We start from the raw sequence: 25,668 nt of genomic DNA on the forward strand, positions 1-25,668 counted from the left end.
CAAGAACTCCGCTTCATCGCTCGTAGGGGCTGGGGGTGGGGAAGTAGGCGTTGAGGAATCCGTCCAGCAGTTCCTGCTGCGCCTCGATGTCCTCGGGTGTCGAGAACGCGTCGTTGAGGCAGAAGGTGTCCTGGTCGCGTCCGTCCAGCAGGCGTTGCAGCCGGTCGGCGAGGTCGGGGACGGCGAGCTGGAGGTAGGTGAAGGGCATGGAGCCCGGCTGGGCGCGGCCGGTGAGCGCCGCGTAGTACAGCACGAAGGACGAGGTCGGCGACAGGTCGGTCATGGCCCGGAACCTGCTCGCCGAAGTGCGCGCCCAGGCCTCGGGGAAGTCGCGCTCGGCCTCCTCCATCGCCGAGCGGCGCAGGGCGTAGGGGATGTGCTCCATGGGCTGCGTGATCACTTTGCCGAAACGTTCCTTGAGGAGCGCCCGGTTGTTCTTGCAGGCCGCGTCGACGGGGCTGTCGGTGGGCACCACGGGGCCCTGCGGGATGCGGTTGCGCGAGGGGAAGTAGCGCGCGGTGCCGGTGGGCGTGAAGAAGGCGTGCGGCGCCACCGGGCGGCCCATGAACATGTCGTCGTTGAAGTACAGGAAGTGCTCGGCCAGGCCCTCGATGCGGTGCAGCTGGCTCTCGATGGCGTGCGAGTTGAACACCGGCAGGTCCGCCGGGTTGCGGAAGATCTCGCGGTGCGTGGCGATGCGCAGGCCGGGCAGGTCCTCGCGCAGCCAGTCGGGCACCTGGTCGTCGGTGACGACGTAGACGTTGCGGATCCAGGGCGCGAACAGGTGCAGCGAGCGGATCGAGTAGCGCAGTTCGTCCCGGCTGATGAAGCGGGCGTCGCTCGCCGACTCGGCGTGGTAGACCTCGCCCTTGGCCTGCGCCTTGCGCTGCTGCCAGGCGGGGTCGTTGCCGTCGACCCAGGTGTAGACGGCGTCGACGGGGAAGCTGATGTCGTCGGCGCAGTCGACCAGGAACTCCGGGCGGGTGACCAGCGGCGGAGCCAGCCGGTCCGGGGTCCAGTCGGAGACGAAGCGGCTGAACAGCCGGGCCGCGCCGAGCACGTCGGCGCCGTCGGCGGCGACCGCCCAGGTGGCGCGGTTGGCCCGCGGGGCGACCAGGTAGCCGCCCTGGCGCTGCCAGAACTCGACGGCGCAGCCGTACTCGTGTCCGAGCAGCAGGTGCCGGCCGGGGTCGGTGCGGTACCAGCTGATCTGCAGCACGCGCGCGCCGGGCACCTCGCGCCAGGCCCTCGGGTCGCGCGAGGAGACGGGCTTGGCCGGGCGGGGCGCGTCCGGGTCCACCACGCTCAGGTGGCCCGGGAACTGCCCCAGTCCGCGGAACAGCACGGACAGCACCCGCTCGCGGTCCTCCTCGGCGACGGCGAGCACCGTGCCGTGGTCGGCGGTGCCGCGGACGGCGAAGTGCGCGACGCCGGCGGCGGCGAGCAGTGCGGACAGTGCGGAGCGGTTGGCCTCGCGGGCCGCCAGCGGGGTCAGGCCGGGCTCGACGTAGACGTCACCGTGTTCCGCGGTGAGCGTCGTCGCGGCGGCGACCGCGGTGTCGCGCTGCGCGGGGAGTCCCTGGGGAACGCTCCGGACCGGACCGGTGAGGCGGCCTGCGACGTGATCAGATACGGCCGTCACGCCGCCGCCCCTCGCGGGCAGACACACGCAGCATCACAGCCATCCTCCCTCGTCCCCCACCGGCCCGGGCCGGTGGTACTCGCGGTCGCCCGCCCTCGTGCCCCCCCGGGCTCGAACCGCGACCGCACACACCCCGTGGCCTGAATACAACAGCCACGCTATTCACACAAAAATTTAACCTTCACAGGTGAACCACATCATCACTAGCTGTCGTTGTTCTGTCAACTTCGTACGCGAATGACAGAAACCGCACGTAGGCCTGACGGTGAGTGGAACATCCGGCGACCGTGAGGCGGGTAAGAGCGATCCGCGTACGGCCCGGCATTCGGTCTATAGTTCGGGCACACCACGGCGCCCCGACGCCGCGCGGGCCCGGTCCCTCCCCCCACTCGTGCCCTGCCCCACACAACGGACCAAGGCATCGAGCCACCTGAGCGAGAGGACTGAGGCATGACGCAGGCGCCCACGGAGACGGGCCCCAGCAGATCGAGGCGCGCACCGTCGCGCCGCCGTGCCGCCGCGCCGCCGCGCCGCCGGCGGCGTGTGTGGCGCTGGATCGCACTGGGCCTCGTGGTGCTGGTGCTGGCCGCCGGCGGCACCGGCTACTGGCTCTACAGCGACCTGAACTCCAACATCAAGGGTGTCGACATCGACCGGGCGCTCGGCGACGACCGCCCCGAGAAGCTGCCCACCTCCGGACAGAACGTCCTGGTGCTCGGCTCCGACTCACGGGCCGGCGCCAACGCCTCCCTCGACACGGGCAAGGTGGCCGGGGCGCGTTCCGACACCGCGCTGGTCATCCACGTACCGGAGGGCCGCAGCAAGGCCGTCGCCGTCAGCATCCCGCGCGACACCCTGGTGACCCGCCCGGAGTGCGCCAAGGCGGACGGGACCACGCTCCCCTCGGCGAAGCGCGTGATGTTCAACTCCGTGTACTCGCTGGCCGGTCCGGCCTGTGTGGTCAAGACGGTAGAGAAGATGTCCGGGGTGCGGATGGACCACTTCCTGGAGATCGACTTCGCGGGCTTCAAGAGCCTGGTCGACGCGATAGGCGGGGTCACGGTCACCGTCGACCAGGACATCCACGACAAGTCCAGCGGCCTGGACCTGAGCGCGGGCTCCCACCGGCTGGACGGCACGCAGTCCCTCCAGTTCGTCCGCACCCGGCACGGCATCGGCGACGGCAGCGACCTCGGCCGCATCGGCCTGCAGCAGAAGTTCATGATCGCGCTGCTGTCGGAGATCAAGAAGCAGGACCTGCTGGGCAGCCCCACGAAGGCGTACAAGGTGGCCGACGGGCTCACCCAGTCGCTGACGACCGACTCCGGCCTCTCCTCGCTCACCAAACTCGCCGAGTTCAGCCGCAGCATGAAGGGCGTGGACCCCGCGACGATGGAGACGATCATGCTCCCGGTGCAGTACGACACCCAGGACCCCAACCGCGTCGTGGCGGCCGAACCGCAGTCCACGCAGCTGTGGAAGGCCCTGCGCACGGACGAGACCATCCCGGAGTCGGCCAAGGACTCGCCCGCCAAGGGCGGCAGGACGCCCTGACGGACGACGGCCGGGCGGCGGCGGGGGGCACGGCACGTGCGATGCCCCCGCCGCCGCCCGGGTGCGCGGCCGTTTCCCGGGCGCCGTCGAGACCCGGCCGGACGCCGCAGCGGTGTCCGGCCGCGGCCGTGCCCGTGGGGTCAGACGCGGACCCACGCCCCCAGCGACAGCCCCGGCGCATCGGCCTGGCGGGCCACCCTGAGCCTGCCGTCCGGGTCGATCACCGCGACCACCACGCGCCCGTGCCCGTCCAGTGCCAGCCCCGGTGCGCCCAGCGCGCGTTCACCGGTCGGTGTCCACCACACGCCGGCCTGCTCGTTCTCCGTGCCGCACACGGCGAAGGAGACCTGCCAGTCGAGGTCCCGGTGGGCCAGCACCGTGCAGTCGTAGCCGTCCAGTTCCGCGCGCAGCGCGCTCACCGGCTCGCCGTCCGGGGCGCCGCCGATCGGGATCACCCACTGCCCGGGCCGGTGCGCGACCAGACCGCCCTGGTCGGGGTCGGCCCAGTAGTACGTGACGCGTTCCGGCCCGGTCGGCAGCACCGCCACCGTGCCGGGCGCCACCCGCAGCGGGACGTTCGGCTCGCGCCGGAAGTCCCCGTCGGGGGTCTCCTGCTGCCAGCGCATCGCGATGCCCTCGCCGGCCGCGAAGAGTTCGATCCGGCCGGAGTCGTGGACGACCGCGGCCATCCCGTCCCGCACCTGACTGCCCTTGAGGTCCTGCCAGGCCTCCCACTTCCCGGTGGGAGCCTCGCGGCGCAGCATGACGCCGCCGCCGGCGTTGCGCGCGAAGACGTACACCCGGCCCGAACCGCTGACCGCGCCCGCGGGCGCGCCGAACCGGGCGCCCTTCTCCCGGTCCTGGTGAGCGTTGCCCAGCGACCGCCACTCGGTGACCGGACGGCCGGTCTGGTACTGGATCGCGTGGACGATGTCGACGGCCGGCGGCCCGTCCGCGCGGCGCACCTCGCGCCGCCCCAGGAAGTGCACGTAGCTGTCGGCCCCCTGGACGACCGTCAGATCGCTGAGGTCCGCCACCGGGAAGAACTCCGGGCCCGTCCACTGCGGTCCGCCCGGCCGCAGCTCGGTCCAGCGCAGAAGCCCGTCGTCCGTGCGGGCGTACGCCGTGAGCCTGCCGTCCTTGCCCAGCACGAGCCGGCGTCCGCCGACGGTGTGCCGGGCGGTGTGCCGCTCGCCGCTCGCGCGCCCCGCAGCCGTGTCGGCTCCGCCGCGGGCGGCGTCGCGCCCGGATCTGGTCCGCATGAGGTGACCTGGCCCCTTCCCTGACGTGACCTCGGCGCGGCTGATCCGCCTGTCCCGAACCTGTGTACGGGCGGCCGAGCTGGCCCATCATAGGCGAGCGCGCGGTGAACGTCGTATGGCGGCCGGATGGACGCGGGCGCCCCGCTGGGGTCTTGGGCGGCCCCGGGGGAAAGCGGCCGGGGTGTGCGGTGTCGGCCTCTGGCGCGCCGGGCGCGGTCGGGGCCGCACGTGCGGCCGCCGGGACCGTGGCAGGCTGGGGCCGTGGAGCCGTACGGGAGCGAGGACATGCAGGACGACGAGGAGAGGGCGCGCGGCGGGAGCGGCGCGCCGGCGCTGCTGGTCGTGGACGGCGCCAACGTCGTCGGGTCGGTGCCCGACGGCTGGTGGCGCGACCGGCGCGGGGCCGCCGAACGGCTGCGGGACCGCCTGGTGGCGTACGCGGAGCAGGGGCTCGCCGGGTGGCCGGGACCGGTGGAGATCGTCCTGGTCGTCGAGGGCGCCGCACGGGGCGTCACGTCCGTTCCCGGGGTACGGGTCGAGGCGGCGTCCGGCAGCGGCGACGACCGGGTCGTCGAACTGGTCGAGTCGGCCGGAGACCGGCCCGTACTGGTGGTGACGGCGGACCGGGAGCTGCGCCGCCGGGTCGAGGAGCGGGGCGCCGGGGTCACCGGGCCGCGGGCGGTGCGCGACTGATCCGAAAGGGTGCCCCGGTCTTGAACGGGAGACCCGTGGACCTGTCCGGCGGAGCATGCCCCGGCTCGCGACGCCCGGCACGCACGCACGCTCGCGGCGTTGCCGGAAGGCCCTGACAGCTCCGCCACAAGGACCTTCCGGCGCCTTGCGCTCGCACGCACCGGACGCCGCGAGCTGCTCGCGCTCCCCTCTTGTCCGCGGCTCTAAGCCCGTCCCCCCTCGCCCGTGCCCGAGGGCTGGTCCGCCGCCGCGCGGGTCCGCGCGGCGAGGCGGCTGTGGGAGCGGCCGTAGAGGAAGTAGACGACGAAGCCGATCGCCATCCAGATGGCGAACCGCACCCAGGTCTCGGCGGGCAGGTTGAGCATCAGCCACAGGGAGGCGCACACCGAGACGACGGGGACGACCGGCACCCAGGGGGTGCGGAAGGACCGGGGCAGGTCGGGGCGGGTGTTGCGCAGGATGATCACGCTGATCGCGACGACGACGAAGGCGAAGAGCGTGCCGATGTTCACCAGCTCGGCCAGGACGCTCAGGCTCGTGAAGCCCGCCACGACGGCGATGACGACGCCGAGCAGGATCGTCGGACGGTAGGGGGTGCGGAAGCGCGGGTGGGTGTGCGAGAAGAAGCGGGGCAGCAGGCCGTCGCGGCTCATCGCGAAGAACACCCGGGCCTGGCCCAGGAGCAGGATCATGCACACCGTGGTCAGGCCGACCGCGGCGCCGAAGCTGATCAGCCCGGCGAACCAGGGGTGCCCGGTGGACTTGAACGCGTCGGCGAGCGGCGCGTCCACCGACAGCAGGCTGTACTTCTGCATGCCGGTCACCACGATGGACACGCCGACGTACAGCGCGGTGCAGATGATCAGGGATCCCAGGATGCCGCGCGGCACGTCGCGCTGCGGGTTGCGGGTCTCCTCGGCGGCGGTGGCGACCACGTCGAAGCCGATGAAGGCGAAGAAGACGACGGAGGCGGCGGTGAAGATGCCCATGACGCCGAAGTTCGAGGGCGCCCAGCCGATCATCAGCTGGATGAGCGGGGCCTTGAGGCTGCTGCCGGCGGGCACCGGCTGCGGCGCGGGGACGAACGGGTGGTAGTTGGCGCCCTTGATGAAGAACGCGCCCGCGATGATCACCACGAGCACCACGGCCACCTTGACGGCGACGACCACCGTGGTGACCCGGGCGGAGAGCTTCATGCCGACGACGAGGATGGCGGTGAGGACCAGGACCAGCGCGGCGGCCAGGATGTCGAAACCGAACCCGGAGGCACCGTCCCGGCCGCCGAGGTAGGCGGGCAGGTGCCAGCCGGCGTTGTCGAGCAGCGAGTGGATGTAGCCGGACCAGCCGACGGACACCACAGCCGTGCCGAGCGCGAGTTCCAGGACCAGGTCCCAGCCGATGATCCAGGCGGGGAACTCGCCGAGCGAGGCGTAGGAGAAGGTGTACGCCGATCCGGCGACCGGTACCGCGGAGGCGAACTCGGCGTAGCAGAGCGCGGCGAGCGCGCAGACCGCTCCGGCGACGACGAAGGAGAGCGCCACGGCGGGCCCCGCGGTGTTCCTTGCGGCCGTGCCGGTGAGGACGAAGATGCCGGTACCGATGATGACACCGACCCCGAAGACGGTCAGGTCGAGGGCGGACAGGGACTTCCGCAGCGCGTGCTCGGGTTCCTCGGTGTCCTGGATCGACTGCTCGACGTTCTTCGTCCTGAACAGCGAACTGGTCACGGGCCTACCTCCCACGCTTGTCGCCTCGACCTGGCTCGACATGATCGAGAGGGCTGGGGATGCGTATGCCCCGGCACTGGCAGGTTCACGCAGAAGGACCGGTTCCGCCACCCGTGGAAAGGGGCGGAACCGGTCCTTCTGCGGCGTGCGGGGACGCTGCGGACTCAGTCGCGGGCGGGCTGCACCGCCGAGTCCACCTCGGTGGCCGTACGCGAGAAGCGGCCGTCCAGCTCGGAGACGAGGCCGGTGACCTGACGGGCGATGTCGGGCGCGGTCAGGCCGATCTCCGCCATGACCTCGGCGCGTGAGGCGTGGTCGAGGAAGCGCGGCGGGATGCCGAAGTCGCGCAGCGGCACGTCGACGCCGGCGTCGCGCAGGGCCTGGGCGACGGCGGAGCCGACACCGCCGACGCGGGAGTTGTCCTCGACGGTGACGACCACGCGGTGGCGTTCGGCCAGCGGGGCCATGGCCTCGTCGACGGGCTTGACCCAGCGCGGGTCGACGACGGTGGTGGAGATGCCCTGCCGGTCCAGGAGGGCCGCGATCTCCAGGCACATCGGGGCGAGCGCGCCGACGGAGACGAGGAGCACGTCCGGGGTGTCGGTGCCGGGCTCGCGCAGCACGTCCATGCCGCCGACGCGGCCGACCGCGGGCACGGCGGGGCCCACGGCGCCCTTGGAGAAACGGACCACGGTGGGCGCGTCGTCGACCTCGACGGCCTCGCGCAGCTGGGCGCGGACCTGGTCGGCGTCGCGCGGGGCGGCCAGCCGCAGGCCGGGGACGACCTGGAGGATGGACATGTCCCACATGCCGTTGTGGGAGGCGCCGTCGGTGCCGGTGACCCCGGCCCGGTCCAGGACGAAGGTGACGCCGCACTTGTGCAGCGCCACGTCCATCAGCACTTGGTCGAAGGCACGGTTGAGGAAGGTGGCGTACACCGCGAAGACCGGGTGGACGCCCGCGTGGGCGAGGCCGGCCGCGGAGACGGCGCCGTGCTGCTCGGCGATGCCGACGTCGTAGACGCGGTCGGGGAAGGCCTTGGCGAACTTGTCCAGGCCGACCGGCTGGAGCATGGCCGCGGTGATGGCGACGATGTCCTCGCGCTCCTTGCCGAGCCTGACCATCTCCTCGCCGAAGACGGAGGTCCAGTCGGCGCCGGAGGCGGAGATCGGCAGCCCGGTGTCCGGGTGGATCTTGCCGACGGCGTGGAAGCGGTCGGCCTCGTCCTGGAGGGCGGGCTGGTAGCCGCGGCCCTTCTCGGTGAGGCAGTGCACGATGACCGGGCCGCCGAAGCGCTTGGCGCGGGTGAGCGCGGACTCCAGGGCCTCGATGTCGTGGCCGTCGATCGGGCCGACGTACTTCAGGCCCAGGTCCTCGAACATGCCCTGCGGGGCGATGAAGTCCTTCAGGCCCTTCTTCGCGCCGTGCAGCGTCTCGTACAGCGGCCTGCCGACGACCGGGGTGCGCTCCAGGACCTCGCGGGTGCGGGCGAGGAAGCGCTCGTAGCCGTCGGTGGTGCGCAGGGTGGCGAGGTGGTTGGCGAGACCGCCGATGGTGGGCGCGTAGGAGCGCTCGTTGTCGTTGACGACGATGACGAGCGGGCGGTCCTTGGCGGCGGCGATGTTGTTGAGCGCCTCCCAGGCCATGCCGCCGGTCAGCGCGCCGTCGCCGATGACGGCGGCGACGTGGGCGTCGCGCCCCAGGATCTGGTTGCCCTTGGCGATGCCGTCGGCCCAGCCGAGGACGGTGGAGGCGTGGCTGTTCTCGATGACGTCGTGCTCGGACTCGGCCTGCGAGGGGTAGCCGGACAGGCCGCCCTTCATCTTCAGCTTCGAGAAGTCCTGGCGGCCGGTGAGCAGCTTGTGCACGTAGGACTGGTGGCCGGTGTCCCACAGCACCTTGTCCTTGGGCGAGTGGAAGACCCGGTGCAGGGCGATGGTCAGCTCCACCACACCGAGGTTGGGGCCGAGGTGCCCGCCGGTCTTGGACACGGCGTCGACCAGGAAGGTCCGGATCTCCTGCGCCAGCTGGTCCAGCTCCTCCATGCTGAGCCGGTCCAGATCGCGCGGTCCCCTGATGCGGGTCAGCAGCGGCACCCGTGCCTCCTTGCAGTAGAGCTGATCGAGCTGTTGCCGGGCTTGTCGAGTCTAATGTTCCGCCCGGGCGCCCCGTGGCCGGGCGGTGGGTCGTAGGTCACGCGAACGGCTGTACCCCGGCGGGGGCCCTTCCATGGCCCGGCCGGGTGAGGCTTCCCCGCACGGCTGTGCCCGGCACCGCTTCGGCGCCGGGCACAGGTGTTCGGGTCGGGCGCGGTCAGGCGCGTCCGGCCGTCTTCTGGGTCTTGCGGGTGACCGAGTCGATGACGACCGTGGCCAGCAGGACCGCCGCGGTGATCATGTACTTGACCGGCTCGGCGATGGACTCCAGCTGGAGGCCGTACTGGATCGAGACGATGACCAGCACACCGAGCAGCGCGTTCCAGGTGCGGCCGCGGCCGCCGAAGAGGGACGTGCCGCCGATGACGGCCGCCGCGATGGCGTTCATCAGCAGGTCACCGGTGCCGGCGCTCTGGTTGGCCGAGGCGATCTTGGAGGCCAGGAACAGGCCGCCGACCGCCGCGAAACCGCCGGAGATCGCGAAGACCGAGATCCGGATCGCGGTGACGTTGATGCCCGCGCGGCGGGACGCCTCCACGCTGCCGCCGAGCGCGAAGACCTTGCGGCCGTAGGCGGTGCGGCGCAGCAGGAAGTCGGTGCCGATGAGGAACACCAGGAAGATCACCGTGGCCAGCGGCAGGCCCTTGTACTGGTTGTACATGAAGGCCGCGGCGAAGGAGATCACGGCGAGCAGCACGGTGCGCAGCACGGTGTCGCTCATCGGCCGGGACGGGATGCCCGCGGCCTCGCGGCGCCGGTTGCCCAGGAAGGAGGTGACGAAGAACACCACGACCACGATGAGCGCGAGCCCGTAGGCGGCGGCCACGTCCGAGAAGAAGTACGTGGTCAGCTTGCCGATCAGGCCGTCGCTGTCGAGGTTGATGGTGCCGTTCTCGCCCAGGATCTTGAGCATGAAGCCGAGCCAGAACAGCAGGCCGGCCAGGGTCACGGCGAACGCGGGCGCGCCGAGCACCGCGAAGAAGAAGCCGTGCAGGGCGCCGATGGCCGCGCCGGCGGCGACGGCGATGAGCACCGCGGCCCACTCGGGCCAGCCCTGGTTGACGGCGAGGACGGCGGCCAGGGCGCTCCCGGCGCCGCTGACGGAGCCGACGGACAGGTCGATCTCGCCGAGCAGCAGCACGAAGACGATGCCCACGGAGATCATGCCCGTGCCGACCATGGTGACGGTGATGTCGCTCAGGTTCTGCGCGGACAGGAACTGCGAGTTGAGGCTCTGGAAGACGACGCAGATGATGATCAGGCCGAGGATGACCGGGAGCGAGCCCAGTTCACCGGCCTTCATCTTCCGCTTGAACTCGCCGAGGTAGCCCGCCAGGCCCTGCTCGCGCACCAGCAGGCGCGGGTCGACCGCGGTCACCGCGGCGGCCGCGGCCTCGGGGTTCTCGACGGCCTGCTCGTCCTGCGCGGTGGCGGAGGTCTTGTCGATGCTCACTTGGATACCTCCCCGTTCGCGCGCGCCGCACGGCGGGTCACGGCGTTGTCGGTGGCGCCGGTGATGGCGGAGATGATCTCCTCCTGCGAGGTCGTCTTGACCTCGAAGACGCCGTTGTTGCGGCCCAGGCGCAGGACGGCGACCTTGTCCGCCACGGCCTTCACGTCGGCCATGTTGTGGCTGATGAGGATGACGGCGTGGCCGCGCTCGCGCAGCCGCTCGACGAGGTCGAGCACCTGGGCGGTCTGCTCGACGCCGAGGGCGGCGGTGGGCTCGTCCAGGATGACCAGCTTGGGCTCGCCGAGCATGGAGCGGGCGATGGCCACGACCTGGCGCTGGCCGCCGGAGAGCGAGGCGATCGGGATGCGCACGCTCGGGATGCGGATCGACAGGGTGCGCAGCAGCTCCTGGGAGCGGCGCTCCATCTCGACCTCGTCGAGCACGCCGAACCGCTTGAGTTCGCGGCCCAGGTAGAGGTTGCCGACGACGTCGATGTTGTCGCACAGCGCGAGGTCCTGGTAGACGGTCGCGATGCCGAGGCTCTGGGCGTCGTGCGGCTTGCTGATCTGGACGCGCTTGCCGTCCCACTCGATGGCGCCCTCATCGATGGGGTGCACGCCGGCGATCGTCTTGACCAGCGTGGATTTTCCGGCGCCGTTGTCGCCCACCAGGGCGACCACCTCACCGGCGTGGACCTCAAGCTCTACGTCGGTGAGCGCCTGAACGGCACCGAACCGCTTGGAGACCCCGCGCAACGCCAGCACGGGCGTAGCGGACACGTGAACCATCTCCTTCGCCGCCTGACCCGGCGGGAGGTTGTGCAGGAATGCTGGGTGGGTGGGTCGGGAGCGACCCGGGGATGTTCCGTCCGGCGCCCCGCGCCGAGCTTGCGGGGCTGAATGGTGCGCGGGGCGCCGGCGGAGCCGTGGGGCGGCCGGGGTCCGTACGGGCGGCCTCGTGGCGAGGTGCCGTACGCGGACCGGGGCGGGCCGCTCGTGCGCGGGCGGGGCCGGGCCGCTGTGCGCGGGGCCGGCCGGACCGCTTACTTGACGCCGTACTTGTCGCAGAAGGTCTTGTACTTGCCGGTGCAGATCTGGGCGGCGGTGTAGAAGCCCTCCTTGATGACCGTCTCGTTGACGTTGTCCTTGGTCAGCGAGATGACCGGGACCAGCAGCGCCGGGACGCCCTTGGTGCTGTCGCTGTCCACCTTGGTCTTGGCGATCGAGTCCAGGCCGGTGCCCTTGGCGAGGGCGACCGCCATCTCGGCGGCGACGTTCGCCTCCGTCGGGTAGGACTTGAAGATGCTCATGTACTGGTCGCCCGCGAGGATGCGCTGCACACCGGCGAGTTCGGCGTCCTGGCCGGTGACCGGGACGTTGACGCCCGCGGCCTTGAGGGCGGTGATGGCACCGCCGGCCATGCCGTCGTTGGCGGAGTAGACGCCCGCGATGTTCTTGGCGCCGACCGCGGAGATCGCCGCCTCCATCTCGGAGTTGGCGTTGTCCGGCGACCACTCCTTGGTGTCGTACTCCTTGGCGATGGTCACCTTGCCGTCGAGGGCGGCGTGGGCGCCCTTCTTGAACTGGGCGGCGTTCGGGTCGGTCACCGAGCCGTTGATCATGACGATCTTGCTCGACTTGGTGGCCTTGCTGCCCAGGGCCTTCAGCAGCGCCTCGCCCTGCGCCTTGCCGACCTCTTCGTTGTCGAAGGTGGTGAAGGCGTCGATCGGGCCCTCGGCCAGGCGGTCGTAGGCGACGACCTTGATGCCCTGGTCCTTGGCCTTCTGGATGGAGTTCTTGATGGCCTTGGCGTCCACCGCGTCCACGATGAGCACGTCCACCTTGTTGGTGATCATCGTGTCGACCTGCTGGCTCTGCAGGTTCGCGTTCTGCTGGGCGTTGTTGTAGAAGACCTTGCCCTTGTTGTTCGTCAGCTCCTTGATCTTCTTCTCGATCAAGGGCTTGTCGAACTGCTCGTAGCGAGCGGTCTTGTTCTCCGGCAGCAGCAGACCGACCTTGATGTCGTCGCCCTTCTTGGCGGCCGGGGCGGACGAGTTGGAGGAGTCGCTGTCCTTGGACTCCTTGGCACTGCCACAGGCGGCGAGCGAGACGGCCATGGCACCAGCGGCAACGGCGAAGGCCGCACGACGCATACGCGTGTTCACTTCCTCAAACCTCCCTGACGAGGCCGCGTCGTTGCGGCCGAGGTGGCTGGAAGTCAACTCGGCCACGCGTGCGACGTCAAGAAGTAAATCCTTAACGAGATGGCAACGGTGCCATACGTTCTCTAAGTGAAGGCAGGGGTCGCCGCCGCCAGGGTTCCGTCCAAAAGGGTGGAATCCCCCATCTCGCTGAGCGCCAGGGCGAGCGCCCCGAGCACCTCTGCCCGGCCGCCAAGTGCCCCCGGCAGTACGGACAGTTGGCGCGCGGCGCTGGGGATGGCATAGCGGCCCACGGACTCCCGGATGGGCCCGAGGACCAGCTCGCCCGCCTCGGCGAGATCACCGCCGAGGACCACCCGGCTCGGGTTGAGCAGGTTGCAGAGATTGGCGACCCCACTGCCGATGTGCCGGCCCACGTCGGCGATCACCCGGCGGCATCCCGGGTCCCCCTCGCGTGCCAGCCGGACGACGCCCTCCATGGTCAGCTCGGAGCCGTGGCTGGGCTGGAGCAGGGGCAGGACGTAGCGCGCGGAGGCGAAGGTCTCCAGGCAGCCGCGGTTGCCGCAGCGGCAGACCGGGCCGGACTCGTCGAGCGTGATGTGCCCGATCTCGCCGGCCGTGCCGCCGGGACCGCGGTAGATCTTCCCGTCGATCACGAGACCGGCGCCCACACCGCTGGCGATCTTGATGTACGCGAGGTCGCGGACCCCGCGCCCGCTCCCCCAGACCAGCTCGCCCAGGGCGCCGAGGTTGGCGTCGTTGTCCACGTGCACCGGCACGCCGAGGCGCCCCCGCAGCTCCTCGGCGGGCTTGATGCCGCCCCAGCCCGGCAGGATCGCCGTGGAGCCGAGCGTGCCGGATTCCACGTCGATCGGTCCGGGCACGCCGAGGCCCACCCCGGCGATCTTCGCCCGGTCCACCCCCGTGGCCGTGATCAGCCGGTTGACCAGCTCCTCCGCCCGGTCGAAGCCCTCGCCGGCGGAGGCGTCCACGTCCAGCGGCTCGGACTCCTCCGCGAGCACCTGGTGGGCGAGGTTCCCGATCGCGACCCGCAAATGGGTGTGCCCGAAGTCGACGCCGATCACGATCCCGGCGTCCCCGCTCAGGGAGACGCTGCGCGCCCGGCGGCCGCCCGCGGACGTGGGCGTGACCTGGACCGTTCCGCCGTCCTTCAGCTCCCGCACGATGTTGGAGACCGTCGCCGCGGACAGACCCGTGGTCCGTGCGATCTCCGCCTGGGTGAGGGATCCGGCAAGACGCACGGCACGTACGACCCGCTCCAGGTTGGCTCGGTGCAGCGACGACTGCGACCCTGGAGTCTCCACGACGACCTCCTGCGCGCGGGGCCGCTCCGGCGAGGCCCCGTCCATGTCCAACAAGTGAACTCTAAGATGAGCCGTTCGGGTTGCCTCCCGTCAAGAGGTTGAACCGTTTCCGGGGACAGGAACCACCGCGCGGAGCCGTGGTGACATGCGCGGGAGAGGGCCCGAAGGCGCGTCCGGGCACGCCGGAGCCGCCCCCGGCGGGCCGGGGGCGGCTCGGTAGGCGGCGCGGGCGGAGGGGGCCGGGAGCCCCGTCGGGCTATTTCAGGGCGCCTGCCGTCAGGCCCTGCACCACCTGGCGCTGGAAGATGATGTACGCCGCCAGGACCGGCAGCATCGCCATCACCAGACCGGCGAAGAGCCCGGACCAGTCACCCTTGTAGCCCTGGCTGACGGCCAGCTGGACCAGGCCCTGGGTGAGCACGCGCTTGTCCGGATCGGTGTTCAGCACGGTAGGCAGGATGTACTGGTTCCACTGCCCCAGGAAATTGAAGATCCCGACGCTGATCAGACCGGGCTTGGCCATCGGCAGCATGATCTGGAAGAAGGTCCGGGTGTGCGAGGCGCCGTCCACGAATGCGGCTTCCGCCACCGAACTCGGCAGCGACCGGAAGAACGCCGTCAGGAAGAACACCGTGAAAGGCAGCGAGTAGGCGATGTAGACCAGGATCAGCCCGTGGATGGTGTTCAGCAGCCCCATGTTGTTCACGACATAGAACAACGGCACCAGCGCGAGAATGACCGGAAAACTCATTCCGGCGATGAACAGGTAGTAGATGAACCGGTTGCCCGGGAACTCGAAGCGGGCCAGTACATAGGCCGCCATCGAGCCGAGGACCAGGGTGCCGACGAGCGAGCCCCCGACCACCAGGACCGTGTTCAGGAAGTAGTCGCTCATGTGCGCGTCGTTCCACGCCCGCGACCAGTTGCCGAAGTGCAGGGTGTCGGGCAGCGCCCAGGGCGAGCTGAAGATGGCGCCGTCGGACTTGAAGGACGTCATCACCGCCCACACCAGCGGCAGGACGACCATGATCGCCCAGATGATCAGGACCCCGTGCGAGAAGACGTTGAGGACACCGCCCTCCCTCTTCTTGCGGGGCGTCTTCTCCTGCGGGGAGCCGGTCTTGCCGACCGCGACGCCGGGCTCGGCCGGTACGGGGGCGGGGGTCTCGGTGGTTTCCATGATCAGAACTCCAGCCGCTCGCGCCGGCCCAGCTTCATCACGACGGCCGAGAAGAGCAGTGTGACGACCAGCAGGGCGACGCCGATCGTGGTGGCGTAGGCGGCCTGACCGTCACGGAACGCCTTCTGGTACACGTACAGGACCATGACGGTGGTCGAGTAGTCGGGGCCGCCGGGGCCGGTCGTCATGATCTGTACGACCGCGAACGACTCGGCGCCGAGCGCGAGGATGCCCATGTAGACCCAGCCGGACTGCACGGTGTCCCACAGCAGCGGCAGGGTGATGCGGAAGAAGGTGGTGAAGCGGCTCGCGCCGTCGAGCAGCGCCGCCTCGTACAGGTCCGCCGGGATGGAGGCCATGGCCGCCGAGAAGAGGACCACGAAGAAGCCGGTGGTCGACCAGACGAGCACGGCCATCACGCACCACAGGGCGAGGTCCGGGTCGCCCAGCCACAGCGGCTGGAGACTGCCGAGCCCGATCCCGCGCAGCAGCGAGTTGATCGCTCCGCTGTCCGGGTTGTACGCGAAGGCGAACAGCAGGGCGACGATGGCGATCGACAGCACCTGCGGGAAGAAGTAGACGATCTTGTAGAAGGAGGAGCCGCGGACCCCGCTGATGGCCGGGCCGCCCTTCCTGCGCCGTCCGCCGACATTGATCATGAAGGAGAAGAACAGCGCGAGCCCGATCGTCACCACCGGCAGCACCAGGGCGAACAGCAGGCTGTGCTGCAACGACTTCCAGAAGATCTCGTCGTCGAACATCCTCTTGTAGTTGTCGACGCCGACCATCTTGAAGTCGGGGCTCAGGCCGGTCCAGTCCGTGAACGAGTAGTAGATGGACTGGATGAACGGCCAGATGACGAAGAGCGCGTACAGCCCCAGGGGTACCACCAGGAACCCCACGATGAACCGGTACTTGCCGTGCTGCATTGCTAGCGACCCCGATCTGAAGGGCGGACGGTGCCGCCAGGGCCCGTCCGGCGGTCTGACCGACCGCCGGGCGGGCCCTGGTGACGGACCCTCACTGGTGCTTGTAGTGCTTGATCGACGTGTCCTTGGCGGCCTCGTCGGCGAAGCCCTGGATCTTCTTGATGGTCTCCGCCGGGGTGGCGCGGCCGGCCATCATCTCGCCCAGACCGGCCACACCGATCTTCTCCTTCTGCAGCTGCACGTACCAGTCCTGCAGGCGCGGGTTCAGCACGTTGGAGCCGGCCTTCTCCAGCGCGGCCACGCCCGACTTCAGACCCGGGGTCAGGTCGATGCCGGTGGTGCCGCCGTTGTACGCGGTCAGCGACTTCACCTTGGCGGTGAAGTTCTTCGAGGAGGCCTCGCTGAGCATGATGCGCAGCTGCTCCATGCCGCCCTCGGTGTTCGCGGCTTTGGCCGGGACGATGAAGGGCTCACCGCCGGAGGCCCAGATCGTGCCGAAGGGCATCTTGTCGGAGCCGTCGAGGCCGGTGGGCGCGGAGACGGCGAGGCTGAAGTCCGAGGGGATGACGTTCGCGGACTCGTTCTCCACCCAGGAGCCGTTCGGGATGAACAGCGCCTTGCCCTTGGCCCACGCGGTCTGCGACTGGATGTGGTCCAGACCGGGGGTGCCCTTGAGGATGAAGCCCCGCTTGTACAGCTCGTAGTACGCCTCGAAGCAGGCCTTGACGGCCGGGTGCTTCCAGGCGTTGGGCTCCAGGTTGTCGATGGCGTCCAGGACCTCGCGGCCGCCGACCTTGCCGATCATCGGGTAGAGCGAGAACGGGAGGTAGTACGGGTACTTGCCCGCGTAGGTCCAGCCCGCCATGCCCTTCTTCTGGGCCTTCTGGCAGACCTTGATCATCTCGTCCCAGGTCTCGGGGTACTTCTCGTCCAGCGAGTCCAGGGCCTTCTGCGAGTACCAGACGCCGTAGACCGTGTAGGCGTAGTAGAGGATCCAGACCGGCTTGCCGTCGAACTGGCCCATCTCCACGATGCCCGGCCGCAGCGTGTCGCGGACCTTCTTCGCCGGGTCGTCGTAGGAGGGCGCGTCCAGCAGCGGGGTGAGGTCGGCGAGCTGGTTCTTGCCGACGAGCACGCCCATGTCCATCTGCTCGGCGCCGGAGTTGTCGATGAGGTCCGGCGGGTTGCCCTGGTTGAAGCGGGGCTGGAGCGTGGACTGGATCTTCTGGGTGGTGGTGAACTTGACCTTCGCCTTCGGGAAGTTCTTCTGGTAGATCTGCGTGGCGTCCTTGGCGTACTCGGAGCCGAAGCCGCCGTCGAACAGGACGAATTCCATCTGCGCGCTGTCGTTGACGCCGAGCGGGTTCTTGGCCGTCTTCTTGCCCGCCTTGGCCTTGTCCTGGCCGTCGCCGCCGCCGCTGGCGCACGCGGACAGGAAGCTCATCGCGGGTACGGAGACCAGGCCGAGGGCCGCGGACCTCTTGATCAGGGAACGGCGGCCGACGCCCCCGTGGTTCTCGGCGGAAGTGGATCCCATGCGCAAGTCCTCGCCTTCTCCAGGACTCAGGCGGTGAACCGGATCCTCCCCGGCACCGCGGTAGGCCAAGCTCGTGCAATAAGTACTTCGTGCGTCATCCACCGGGATCGCTGGGAAAACAAGGAGGCCGACGCGTTTCGCACGTCGAACCACCTTTCCGGCTCCCCCCGGGTCCGCCGCCGACCGGTCGAACGGCTTCACGGACGCCGACAGGTATAGTCCACTTCAGGCGGACGGAGCAAGATCGAACGCAAGGTTCACTGTCGGTCTTTTCCGAGTTGAGACCTCGCGGAAATATGAACCCCCTGTGGGGTCCCTTGACGGAAATATCCGGGACTTCACGCCCGAATGCCGCACCCAACACCCTTGACATCTCTGGCCACTTGACTCCCTACTGGAGCTTGCGCCGAATTTGACAACGTTGTCCGGCGCTTTGGAGAACCAGGGAGGGTGCCCTCGTATGCAGCGCAGAGTACGGCACAGATGGGGTCCGGCGGTCGTCGTCACGGCCGCCTTCGTCCTGGCCGCCGGGTCCCAGGGGGCGGCGGTCGCACTTCCCGGCAAGGCCCCGGTGGCCGACCGGGAGTTCGCGTCCTCGTTCGAGTCCGGCGATCCGGCACCGGACTGGCTCAGCACGGTCGACACCGCCCCGGACGGCGGCAAGCGCGCCTCGGGCGTGGACGGCGGCTACAGCACCGGCATCCCGGGCAACGTCGACGACCACGTCACCGACCTCCGGGCCAGCTCGGAGAACAGCGGGTCGGGCGAGGTCAAGGAGAACCTCGTCGACGGCGAGCCGGGCACCAAGTGGCTCACCTTCGAGTCCACCGGCTGGGTGGAGTTCGATTTCGACAAACCCGTGAAGATCACCCGTTACGCCCTCACCTCCGCCAACGACTACGGCGAGCGTGACCCGAAGGACTGGACGCTCAAGGCCTCCGCCGACGGCAAGGACTGGAAGAGCGTCGACAGCCGCTCCGGCGAGTCCTTCGCCCAGCGTTTCCAGACGAAGACGTACGATCTGGCCGCGCCCGCGGAGTACCAGCACTTCCGGCTGGAGATCACGAAGAACAACGGCGCCTCGAACATACTCCAGCTCGCCGATGTCCAGTTCTCCACCGGCGACGACGGCGGCACGGTCCCCCAGGACATGCTCTCCCTCGTCGACCGCGGCCCCAGCGGCTCCCCGACCGCGAAGGCCGGCGCGGGCTACACGGGCAAGCGGGCGCTGCGCTACGCCGGCCGGCACACCGCCAAGGGCCGCGCCTACTCGTACAACAAGATCTTCGACGTGAACCTCAAGGTGACCCGGGACACCCAGCTGTCCTACCGCCTCTTCCCGTCGATGGCCGACGGCGACCGCGACTACGACGCCACGAACGTCTCCGTCGACCTCGCCTTCACCGACGGCACCTACCTGAGCCGGCTGGGCGCCACCGACCAGCACGGCTTCGGACTGAGCCCGCAGGCGCAGGGCGCGGCCAAGACGCTGTACGTCAACCAGTGGAACAACGTGGTGTCGCGGATCGGGTCGGTCGCGGCCGGCAAGACCGTCGACCGCGTGCTGCTCGCCTACGACTCCCCGAGCGGTCCGGCGAAGTTCCGCGGCTGGCTGGACGACGTGTCGATCAAGCGGGTCGCGCCCGAGCGGCCCAAGGCGCACCTGGCCGACTACGCGCTGACCACCCGCGGCACCAACTCCAGCGGCAGCTTCTCGCGCGGCAACAACTTCCCCGCGACCGCGATGCCGCACGGCTTCAACTTCTGGACCCCGGTCACCAACGCGGGCTCGCAGAGCTGGCTGTACGAATACGCACGTGCGAACAACAGCGACAACCTGCCCACCGTCCAGGCGTTCGCCGCGAGCCACGAGCCGAGCCCCTGGATGGGTGACCGGCAGACGTTCCAGGTGATGCCGTCGGCGGCGTCCGGCACCCCGGACACCGGCCGCACCGCCCGCGCGCTGCCCTTCCGGCACGAGAACGAGACCGCGCACCCCTACTACTACGGCGTGCGGTTCGAGAACGGTCTGAAGGCCGAGATGGCCCCGACCGACCACGCGGCGGCGCTGCGCTTCACCTACCCGGGTGACGACGCGAGCGTCCTGTTCGACAACGTCACCGACCAGGGCGGCCTGACGCTGGACAAGGAGCACGGTGTCGTCACCGGCTTCTCGGACGTGAAGTCCGGGCTGTCCACCGGCGCCACCCGGCTCTTCGTCTACGGCGTCTTCGACAAGCCCGTCCAGGACGGCTCCTCCAGCGGGGTCAAGGGCTACCTGCGCTTCGACACCGGCAAGGACCACGCCGTCACCCTGCGCCTGGCCACCTCGCTCATCAGCGTGGACCAGGCGAAGGACAACCTGCGCCAGGAGATCCCGGACGGCACCACCTTCGACACCGTCAGGGCACGCGCCCAGCGCACCTGGGACCGGCTGCTCGGCAAGGTCGAGGTCCAGGGCGCCACACCGGACCAGCTGACCACGCTGTACTCCAGCATGTACCGGCTCTACCTGTACCCGAACTCGGGCTTCGAGAAGGTCGGCGGCAAGGACCGGTACGCCTCCCCGTTCTCGGCGATGACCGGCGAGGACACGCCGACGCACACCGGCGCGAAGATCGTCGACGGCAAGGTGTACGTCAACAACGGCTTCTGGGACACCTACCGCACCACGTGGCCCGCGTACTCGCTGCTGACGCCCTCGCAGGCCGGTGAGATGGTCGACGGGTTCGTGCAGGGGTACAAGGACGGCGGCTGGACCTCGCGCTGGTCCTCCCCCGGCTACGCCGACCTGATGACCGGCACCTCCTCGGACGTGGCCTTCGCCGACGCGTACGTCAAGGGTGTCCCGATGGACGCCCGGGCGGCGTACGAGGCGGCCCTCAAGAACGCCACCGTCGTGCCCCCGACCTCCGGTGTGGGCCGCAAGGGCATGAGCACCTCGCCCTTCCTCGGCTACACCAGCACGGCCACCGGCGAGGGCCTGTCGTGGGCCATGGAGGGCTACGTCAACGACTATGGCATCGCGAAGATGGGCGAGGCCCTCTACCGGAAGACGGGCCAGAAGCACTACAAGGACGAGGCGCAGTACTTCCTCAACCGCGCCCAGGACTACGTGAAGCTGTTCGACTCGAAGGCGGGCTTCTTCCAGGGCAAGGACGCCAAGGGCAACTGGCGCGTCGACTCCGCGAAGTACGACCCGCGCGTGTGGGGCTACGACTACACGGAGACCGACGGCTGGGGCTACGCCTTCACCGCCCCGCAGGACAGCCGGGGCCTGGCCAACCTGTACGGCGGCCGCAAGGGCCTGGCGGACAAGCTCGACACGTACTTCGCCACCCCGGAGACGGCGACCTCCGAGTTCGCCGGCTCCTACGGCGGGATCATCCACGAGATGACCGAGGCGCGGGACGTGCGCATGGGCCAGTACGGCCACTCCAACCAGGTCGCCCACCACGTCACGTACATGTACGACGCGGCCGGGCAGCCGTGGAAGGCGCAGGAGAAGATCCGCGAGGTGCTCTCCCGGCTCTACGTCGGCAGCGAGATCGGCCAGGGCTACCACGGTGACGAGGACAACGGCGAGCAGTCGGCCTGGTACCTCTTCTCCTCGCTCGGCTTCTACCCGCTGGTCATGGGCAGCGGCGACTACGCCATAGGCTCCCCGCTGTTCACCAAGGCGACCGTGCACCTGGAGAACGGCCACGACCTGGTCGTGAAGGCGCCGCGGAACAGCGCGAAGAACATCTACGTGCAGGGTGTCCGGTTCAACGGCAAGAAGTGGAACTCCACCGACCTGCCGCACTCCCTGCTCTCCAAGGGCGGTGTGCTGGAGTTCGACATGGGCCCGCGGCCCTCGAAGTGGGGCACGGCCGAGAACGCCGCGCCCGTGTCGATCACCACCGGCGACAAGGCACCGGCGCCGCGCGCGGACGTGCTCAAGGGCGACGGCGCGCTGTTCGACGACACCTCGTCGACGGACGCCACGGTGACCCAGGTGGACCTGCCGGTCACCGGCTCCGTCAAGGCCCTCCAGTACACGCTGACCTCGTCGGGCGACCGCGGCAGGGCCCCGGCGGGCTGGACGCTCCAGGCGTCGTCGGACGGCACGCACTGGAAGACGGTGGACCGCCGCTCGGGCGAGTCCTTCGCCTGGGACAGGCAGACCCGGCCGTTCACGATCGCCTCGCCGGGCACCTACCAGAAGTACCGGCTGGTGCTCGACGGTGCCTCGACGCTGGCGGAGGTGGAGCTGCTGGCCTGACGCACACCCGGTGTGCGGCACAGCACAAGGGGCGGGTCCTGGCGGGCCCGCCCCTTTCGTGCTGCCGGTGTTCGGCTCAGCCGGTCACTTCACCGCGAGGGCGAAGACGTGCAGGTCGGTGTCGGACGGCAGCTTCACCGACCGGATCCGCAGGCCCGCCGGGGCCTCGAAGGGCCGGGTGGCGAACACGTAGGTGGCCACCGGGTCCTTGTCGGCTCCCGCGACGTTGCGGTACGCCGTCCTGGCGACGACCGTGTTGCCGTACTGGACGGTGCCGCCGCCCCCGCCGACGGTCCAGTCGGTGAAGGAGAGGTCGGTGGTGGCCGTGGTGCCGTCGGTGTAGGTGACGGTGGCCTTGGTCTGCTGGTTTCCGTTGACCGCGCTGCCGACGAAGGACAGCGCGGACGCGGGGGCGGACAGGGTGATCGTCTGGCCGGCCGCGGACACGTTGTCCGGGCGGCCGCCGGGCGAGTCGGGCCAGGTGAACGCCAGGCCGTCCACGGTGCCCTGCCCGCCCGGGGTGAGACCGGCCGCGGCGAGGGCCTGGCGGGAGTAGCTCCAGCCGCCGCCGTCGAAGTCGGCCTCGTCGTGGTCGCCCGCGTCGTCGGAGACGCCGGTGTTGTTCCGGGCGGCGAGCAGGGTGCCGGGTGCCGCGAGGGTCAGGGCCACGGGCTGCTCGTAGGACTGCCCGCCCGAGGTGACCGTGACCTTCACGTCGTAGAAGCCCTGCGCGGTGTCCTTCCCGGCGGTGAGGGTGATCTCCTGGGAGCCGCCCGTCACGGTGCCCTCGGCGGGGCTCGCGGTGACACCGGCCGGTGCCTCGGCCCGGAAGCGCACGTCGGGGCCCTGCCCGCCGTTCAGCGACAGGGCGCGGAGGGAGACCTTGGTGCTCTCGCCGGGGGCGAGCGTCGCCGTGGTGGGGCCGACGCCGATCTGGTACGGCTGCTCGCCCTGCCGGAAGGACGGCGGCGCCGCGGCCGGGTCGCTGCCCCAGGCGCGGTTCGGGGTGGAGGAGAGGGTGTAGTCCAGGCGTCCGCCGTCACGGACGAAGGAGGCGGGCAGCCACGGCCGCTCGCTGGTGCGGCCGTTCACCTTCAGCGACTGCACGTACGGCGATCCGGCGGCCGCTCCCCGGGCGCGGACCGAGATGTCGCCGCCGTGCGGGCGGTGGATCTCGGCGCGCTCGAACAGCGGTGAGGCGAGGACGAGTTCGGAGCGGGAGGGGACCTGCGGGTACATGCCGAGGGCGGAGAAGACGTACCACGACGACATGGCGCCGAGGTCGTCGTTGCCGGGGATGCCGCCGGGCTCGGTCGTCCACAGCTGCCGCATGGCGGCGCGGACGGTCTCCTGCGCCTTGTAGGGCGCGCCCGCGTAGTCGTACAGGTAGGGGACGTTGATCGACGGCTCGTTGTCCATGGCCGCCTTGGCGCCACCGCCTCCGGTGAACGCCCAGCCGCCGTCCGCGGTGTGGAAGAAGGCGTCGAGCCGGGCGAGGGCCTTGTCCCGGCCGCCCATGGCCGCGAACAGCCCGGCCGGGTTGTGCTGGACCATCCAGGTGTACTGGGCCGCCGTGCCCTCGACGAAGCCGTTGCCGGTGTCCGGGGTGAAGCCGGTGACCCAGCTCCCGTCGGCCTTGCGGTTGGCGATGTAGCCGCCGGAGTCGGTGGCGGCGATGTTGAAGTTGTTCTGCCACCACTGGGCGCGGCCGGCGAAGGTGTCCGCCGTCTTCTTCTGGCCGGCCGCGGCGGCGAGCTGGGACAGGGAGAAGTCGGCGGTGGACATCTCCAGGGTCTCCGCGGCGCCGCCCCAGGCGTTGGAGACGGACGGCATGTAGTGCAGCTTCAGGTACTTGTCGAGCGAGGGGCGCTGACCGGCGGAGAGCACCGGCTTGCCCGCCGCCGACAGGTCCTGCTCCGTCGGGACGGTGGCCGCCTTCACCAGGGACGCGAGCGCGCCCTTCAGGTCGAAGTCGGTGCCGCCGAAGGCGCGGATGCCGGCCAGCGCGGTGGGCGAGGGGTCGCCGTTCATGACGTGGGTGCCGCTCGCGCCGTGCAGCCAGCGGTCCCACGTGCCGCCGTTCTGCCCGGCCAGCTCGTACAGGGACTGGGCGATGTCCGAGCCGGTGCGCGGGCTGAGCAGCGTCAGCAGCTGCACCTGGTCGCGGTAGACGTCCCAGCCGGAGAAGGTGCCGTACTGCGCCTGGTGGCCGCGGCCGACGGTGTGCACCTTGCCGTCGGCGCCCCGGTAGCGGCGGTCGGCGTCGCTGATGACGTTCGGGTGCAGCAGGGCATGGTAGAGCGCGGTGTAGAAGGTGGTGCGCTCGTCGGCGGTGCCGCCGCCGACCTGGATCGCGCCCAGCCGCTCGCGCCATGCGCGGCGGGCCGCCTCCCGCACGGAGTCGAAGGAGCGCCGGGGCGGGTTCTCGGCGGCGAGGTTGGCGGCGGCGCCGGCCTGGCTGACGTAGGAGATGCCGACCTTGACGCCGACCGGGCCGGTGCCGGGGGCGAACTCGACGTAGCCGCCTGCGCCCTTGCCGGCCACCGGCCGCCCGCCGTGCGAGAAGCCGCCGGTGCCGCCGGTGGCCGAGGTCGCGCCGGGGCTCACCTTGTCGTCCTGCCAGGTGCCGGTCGCCTTGAACGGCCGGTCGAAGCGGGCGGTGAAGTACAGGGTGTAGTAGGCGCGTTGCCCCTCGGGGTCGAGGTAGCCGCAGAAGTTCCCGGAGGTCACCGAGCCGGATACGGTCCGGGTGGCCGGGTCGATGGTGACCGAGGAGTCGGTCGAGCCGACCTCGGAGTTGGCGGTGCGGATCAGCAGCGAGGCGGGCTTGTCCGCGGGGTAGGTGAAGCGCGCCGAGCCGGTGCGGGCCGTGGCGGTGAGGTCGGCGGTGACGCCGGAGGCCAGGCCCACCTTGTAGTGGCCGGGCTCGGCCGTCTCGTCGGTGTGCTGGAAACCGGAGGCGTAGACGGCGTCCTTGGTGTCGCTCGCCGGTGAGGTGGTGACCTGTCCGGCGTAGGGGAAGAACGGGATGTCACCGCTGCCGCCCGCGCAGCCGGTGCCGGACATGTGGGTGAGGCTGAAGCCGCGGACGCGGGTGGCGTCGTAGTGGTAGCCGCCGGGGGCGGTCGTGCGGGTGGCGTCGCCGCGGGTGGTCTCCGGGCTGAAGGAGAGCATGCCGAAGGGGGTGACGGCGCCCGGGAAGGTGTCGCCGCCGTTCTTCGTGCCGATCAGCGGATCGACGTACGGCGTGGGGTCCTCGGCCAGGGCGGGGCTGGATCTGCCGGGTGTGGTGGCCGCCGCGAGGGCGGGGGTGGCTCCGCCGGCCGCGAGTGCGGCGGCCAGCAGCAGGGACAGGGAACGGAAGCGCATGACGCGGCCCCTCCTCCTCCGGACGGGTCGCGCACCACGGGTCACACAAGCCGCAGGGACAGTAGCGCGCGCCGGTGGTACAGCGGAAGACCCCGTGCTCCCCCTGACGCGCGCCGCCACTCACACGGGTGGCCCGGCGCCAAGTTGCTTGACATCGTTGTCGGTTGGGGCGGTAAAGTCATGTACAGACCACACAGACAACGTTGTCGCACCACGGTTCCCACTCAAGCCAGCATCATCCGGGCAGCCGCCTTCCCCCCTTCGCCTGCCCGGCTCGCGGGCTCGGTGTCCTCGGCGCACGAGGCACCGGGTCCGCCCGAGCGTGTCCGCGCGCGACCCCGCCGGCGTACCGGCGGACGCGCTGTCCCGCGCCGTGTGCGCGCGAGGGCCGCACCCCCGTCGCCAGGGGTGCGGCC

General features: G+C 70.4%; 15 protein-coding genes. 3 read left to right on the top strand and 12 right to left on the bottom strand.

The features are described from left to right. Nucleotides 1–13: 13 nt before the first annotated feature. Entirely contained in the window at nucleotides 14–1,642 is a 1,629-nt protein-coding gene (locus ABZ719_RS31455; protein ID WP_366728556.1) for a stealth family protein, read from the bottom strand. 450 nt (nucleotides 1,643–2,092) lie between these two features. Between ABZ719_RS31455 and ABZ719_RS31460 the strand changes: the two genes are divergently transcribed. After that, entirely contained in the window at nucleotides 2,093–3,196 is a 1,104-nt protein-coding gene (locus tag ABZ719_RS31460) for an LCP family protein (protein WP_366728557.1), read from the top strand. Between the two features lie 140 nt (nucleotides 3,197–3,336). Here ABZ719_RS31460 and ABZ719_RS31465 read toward each other — a convergent pair whose 3' ends face one another. Next, nucleotides 3,337–4,458: a hypothetical protein gene (locus ABZ719_RS31465; protein WP_366728558.1), complete on the bottom strand. Its 1,122-nt coding sequence runs from the start codon at nucleotides 4,456–4,458 to the stop codon at nucleotides 3,337–3,339. 285 nt (nucleotides 4,459–4,743) lie between these two features. Between ABZ719_RS31465 and ABZ719_RS31470 the strand changes: the two genes are divergently transcribed. Beyond that, on the top strand, nucleotides 4,744–5,151 hold the full coding sequence (locus ABZ719_RS31470) for an NTP pyrophosphohydrolase (protein WP_366728570.1): 408 nt from the start codon (nucleotides 4,744–4,746) through the stop codon (nucleotides 5,149–5,151). 203 nt (nucleotides 5,152–5,354) lie between these two features. On the opposite strand, the gene ABZ719_RS31475 is transcribed toward ABZ719_RS31470, so the two are convergent. The 9 genes from ABZ719_RS31475 to ngcE all read right to left on the bottom strand — a co-directional run bounded on the left by ABZ719_RS31475 (nucleotide 5,355) and on the right by ngcE (nucleotide 17,619). Beyond that, nucleotides 5,355–6,878: an amino acid permease gene (locus tag ABZ719_RS31475; RefSeq protein ID WP_366728559.1), complete on the bottom strand. Its 1,524-nt coding sequence runs from the start codon at nucleotides 6,876–6,878 to the stop codon at nucleotides 5,355–5,357. Between the two features lie 164 nt (nucleotides 6,879–7,042). Continuing rightward, nucleotides 7,043–8,974: a 1-deoxy-D-xylulose-5-phosphate synthase gene (dxs, locus tag ABZ719_RS31480; protein WP_366728560.1), complete on the bottom strand. Its 1,932-nt coding sequence runs from the start codon at nucleotides 8,972–8,974 to the stop codon at nucleotides 7,043–7,045. A gap of 217 nt (nucleotides 8,975–9,191) precedes the next feature. Then, complete coding sequence (locus tag ABZ719_RS31485) at nucleotides 9,192–10,487, bottom strand: sugar ABC transporter permease (RefSeq protein ID WP_037856102.1); 1,296 nt, start codon at nucleotides 10,485–10,487, stop codon at nucleotides 9,192–9,194. Then, on the bottom strand, nucleotides 10,484–11,275 hold the full coding sequence (locus tag ABZ719_RS31490) for an ATP-binding cassette domain-containing protein (protein ID WP_366728561.1): 792 nt from the start codon (nucleotides 11,273–11,275) through the stop codon (nucleotides 10,484–10,486). Before ABZ719_RS31490 ends, ABZ719_RS31485 begins: the two co-directional genes overlap by 4 nt. 254 nt (nucleotides 11,276–11,529) lie before the next feature. After that, nucleotides 11,530–12,639 (bottom strand): sugar ABC transporter substrate-binding protein, encoded by a 1,110-nt coding sequence (locus tag ABZ719_RS31495; RefSeq protein ID WP_366728571.1) that lies wholly within the window; start codon nucleotides 12,637–12,639, stop codon nucleotides 11,530–11,532. 134 nt (nucleotides 12,640–12,773) lie between these two features. After that, nucleotides 12,774–13,973 (bottom strand): ROK family transcriptional regulator, encoded by a 1,200-nt coding sequence (locus ABZ719_RS31500; RefSeq protein ID WP_366728562.1) that lies wholly within the window; start codon nucleotides 13,971–13,973, stop codon nucleotides 12,774–12,776. 256 nt (nucleotides 13,974–14,229) lie between these two features. After that, on the bottom strand, nucleotides 14,230–15,153 hold the full coding sequence (locus tag ABZ719_RS31505) for a carbohydrate ABC transporter permease (protein WP_366728563.1): 924 nt from the start codon (nucleotides 15,151–15,153) through the stop codon (nucleotides 14,230–14,232). Nucleotides 15,154–15,155: 2 nt separating this feature from the next. Then, on the bottom strand, nucleotides 15,156–16,082 hold the full coding sequence (locus ABZ719_RS31510) for a carbohydrate ABC transporter permease (RefSeq protein ID WP_037856088.1): 927 nt from the start codon (nucleotides 16,080–16,082) through the stop codon (nucleotides 15,156–15,158). Nucleotides 16,083–16,173: 91 nt separating this feature from the next. After that, nucleotides 16,174–17,619 (bottom strand): N-acetylglucosamine/diacetylchitobiose ABC transporter substrate-binding protein, encoded by a 1,446-nt coding sequence (gene ngcE, locus ABZ719_RS31515; RefSeq protein ID WP_366728564.1) that lies wholly within the window; start codon nucleotides 17,617–17,619, stop codon nucleotides 16,174–16,176. A gap of 460 nt (nucleotides 17,620–18,079) precedes the next feature. Here ngcE and ABZ719_RS31520 point away from each other — a divergent pair, with 460 nt between their 5' ends. Then, nucleotides 18,080–21,883 carry a GH92 family glycosyl hydrolase gene (locus ABZ719_RS31520; protein WP_366728565.1) on the top strand — a complete coding sequence of 1,268 codons (3,804 nt, stop codon included), beginning with the start codon at nucleotides 18,080–18,082 and terminating at the stop codon, nucleotides 21,881–21,883. 84 nt (nucleotides 21,884–21,967) lie between these two features. Here the strand turns inward: ABZ719_RS31520 and ABZ719_RS31525 are convergent, their stop codons facing one another. Beyond that, the gene (locus tag ABZ719_RS31525) at nucleotides 21,968–25,252 is read right to left on the bottom strand and encodes a GH92 family glycosyl hydrolase (RefSeq protein ID WP_366728566.1); all 3,285 of its coding nucleotides are present in this window, start codon (nucleotides 25,250–25,252) and stop codon (nucleotides 21,968–21,970) included. Nucleotides 25,253–25,668: the final 416 nt, after the last annotated feature.

This window comes from Streptomyces sp. NPDC006743 (assembly GCF_040703815.1).
Classification (GTDB): domain Bacteria; phylum Actinomycetota; class Actinomycetes; order Streptomycetales; family Streptomycetaceae; genus Streptomyces.

Excerpts from the sequence above, each read along its gene's own strand:
- ABZ719_RS31460 (WP_366728557.1), top strand. The coding sequence starts at position 2,093 with ATGACGCAGGCGCCCACGGAGACGGGCCCCAGCAGATCGAGGCGCGCA.
- ABZ719_RS31520 (WP_366728565.1), top strand. The coding sequence starts at position 18,080 with ATGCAGCGCAGAGTACGGCACAGATGGGGTCCGGCGGTCGTCGTCACG.
- ABZ719_RS31495 (WP_366728571.1), bottom strand. The coding sequence starts at position 12,639 with ATGCGTCGTGCGGCCTTCGCCGTTGCCGCTGGTGCCATGGCCGTCTCG.
- ABZ719_RS31510 (WP_037856088.1), bottom strand. The coding sequence starts at position 16,082 with ATGCAGCACGGCAAGTACCGGTTCATCGTGGGGTTCCTGGTGGTACCC.
- ABZ719_RS31505 (WP_366728563.1), bottom strand. The coding sequence starts at position 15,153 with ATGGAAACCACCGAGACCCCCGCCCCCGTACCGGCCGAGCCCGGCGTC.
- ABZ719_RS31465 (WP_366728558.1), bottom strand. The coding sequence starts at position 4,458 with ATGCGGACCAGATCCGGGCGCGACGCCGCCCGCGGCGGAGCCGACACG.
- ABZ719_RS31470 (WP_366728570.1), top strand. The coding sequence starts at position 4,744 with ATGCAGGACGACGAGGAGAGGGCGCGCGGCGGGAGCGGCGCGCCGGCG.
- ABZ719_RS31525 (WP_366728566.1), bottom strand. The coding sequence starts at position 25,252 with ATGCGCTTCCGTTCCCTGTCCCTGCTGCTGGCCGCCGCACTCGCGGCC.
- ABZ719_RS31490 (WP_366728561.1), bottom strand. The coding sequence starts at position 11,275 with ATGGTTCACGTGTCCGCTACGCCCGTGCTGGCGTTGCGCGGGGTCTCC.
- ngcE (WP_366728564.1), bottom strand. The coding sequence starts at position 17,619 with ATGGGATCCACTTCCGCCGAGAACCACGGGGGCGTCGGCCGCCGTTCC.